Below are 1,667 nucleotides of genomic sequence, written 5' to 3'. Positions count from 1 at the left end.
AGACGCCCGCCGTACTTCATGTCGTGGTGCTTCGCGTGACCAGTTGAGTTCGCGCTGGTACTTCTCCAGCCACCTCGGGTAGCGATCACCTTGGCGAGCTGTCGGGCCGAGCAGTTCCGCTTCGAGGTGCGCGCAGGGATCGATGCGCCCGAGTTCATGGCCGAGCAGCGCGCGGATGGCCAACTCGACGGGAGCCAGCGTTGTGAACGTCGCGGCTCGAAGCCTGGCGTCGAACTCGTAGAGCGCGACCACGTCACTGAAGCGCGTGCCGTCGTAGAAGTCGTCCTCGCGCCCACCCTCAACCTGCTTGCGGAACGGATACCAGTAACCGCTCAGCCGGTACTAGTTCACTCGCCGGAGCGTTGCCTCGGCCGACTCGCGGTCGCCCATGTCCATGCCACGGGCGGCGAGGATCTCGACCTGCCGGGCGTAGGACTCGTGCGCCTTGACGCCACTGCCCACGAACACCGCCTGAAAGAATGAGGACCGGCCCTGGACCTACCGAGGTAGGCGGAACCGGTCTTAGTAGTTGCCAGTGTACGCGAGCGGCCGACAGCCGACAACTCGCGTTCACGACCGTGGGAGATCCTCGTCGAGCGGACGGACCCGTGGGTTGGACGTACGAGGCGGCTCCCAGCCCTGCTGCTCGTGAACGCTGAGGGTCATGCTCGTGGCGTGCTCGGTGAGCTCGCTAAGCGCCGGGCCGTCATGACCCTTTGACCGGAGGTAGCGGAGGTTTTGGCCGAGCGCCTGCGCCCAGGACATGAGAGGCTCGAGGCTCTTCAGTCGCCGGTCGATCGAGTCGTCCGGCCTCGCCTGCTCCATGACTAGCCGGCCGAAGGTAGCGCCGAGGGTCCGCTCGGAGTCGAGCCATAGATCGAGACCTTTCCACTCGTCGCCGAGCTTTTCGACGAGCTCCATCATCGCGATGCGAAGATTTGTCAGGCGATCGTTGATTGGCTCAGCTGCGGGATCGAAGCCGATGAGCCGCTGCACCGCCTCCTGAAGCTTGGACCAGCACGCATCGGCAGCCGCACGCCGAGACTCCTCAAGCGCTTCCTTGGCGCGAGCATTCGCCAACCAGGTGCCGAGCCCGGCAACGACAAGTGAGAGGCAGGAGATTACGAAGGCGGCGACGTCCATGCGGGCATCTTCCCATTGACCGCACAGCAGCATCGCGAAGCGCTACGTTGCGGGAAGGGGACAGTTATGCGGTCAGGTATCTGCAAGGGACAACGCGGCACGAATCCCATCGGCAGTGGGCTCCGTTACGAGCGGGTAGAACCTATTTCGGCAAGAGTGCCTGCGAGAAGAGGTAGGCAGTCGCGCGGCACTAGACCTCGCTCTCCTGCTCCAGCTGGCGGTTCCGGCGGTGGAGATCCCATAGCCCGCAGGATTCCTCACGAGTAGCTCCGAAACGGTGGTCGCCGCCGATGTCGGCCTGACGGAACGACTTGTGGATCGTCGTCCCATGGATGCCTGAGTCCTTAATGATCCGAGCGAGGGAAACGCCGTCTTCACGGGCCCGAACCACGCGCACGACGCACTCGCGGAACTCACTCGGGTAGGGAGCAGCCGTGGCGCACATCCTTCCTGGCCGTCCAACGGGCAAGCCAGATTGGAGGCTCATCGCATTTGAGGGTGTAGCAAGGGTCTGAAGCCGCCTG

At 64.1% G+C, this 1,667-nt stretch carries 2 protein-coding genes; both read right to left on the bottom strand.

What is annotated here, in order from left to right; genetic code table 11:
- The coding region (locus L979_RS15220) for an Abi family protein (RefSeq protein WP_231559531.1) at positions 1-336 on the bottom strand (336 nt) is incomplete at its 3' end.
- A gap of 234 nt (positions 337-570) precedes the next feature.
- On the bottom strand, positions 571-1,143 hold the full coding sequence (locus L979_RS11785) for a hypothetical protein (protein WP_047692404.1): 573 nt from the start codon (positions 1,141-1,143) through the stop codon (positions 571-573).
- Between the last annotated feature and the right edge of the window lie 524 nt (positions 1,144-1,667).

The organism is Kocuria sp. ZOR0020, assembly GCF_000800955.1.
In the GTDB taxonomy this organism is placed as follows: Bacteria; Actinomycetota; Actinomycetes; order Actinomycetales; family Micrococcaceae; genus Kocuria; species Kocuria subflava.
This window is presented reverse-complemented; position numbering and strand designations above follow the sequence as displayed.

Coding starts and splice junctions, on each gene's coding strand:
- L979_RS11785 (WP_047692404.1), bottom strand. CDS start 1,143: ATGGACGTCGCCGCCTTCGTAATCTCCTGCCTCTCACTTGTCGTTGCC.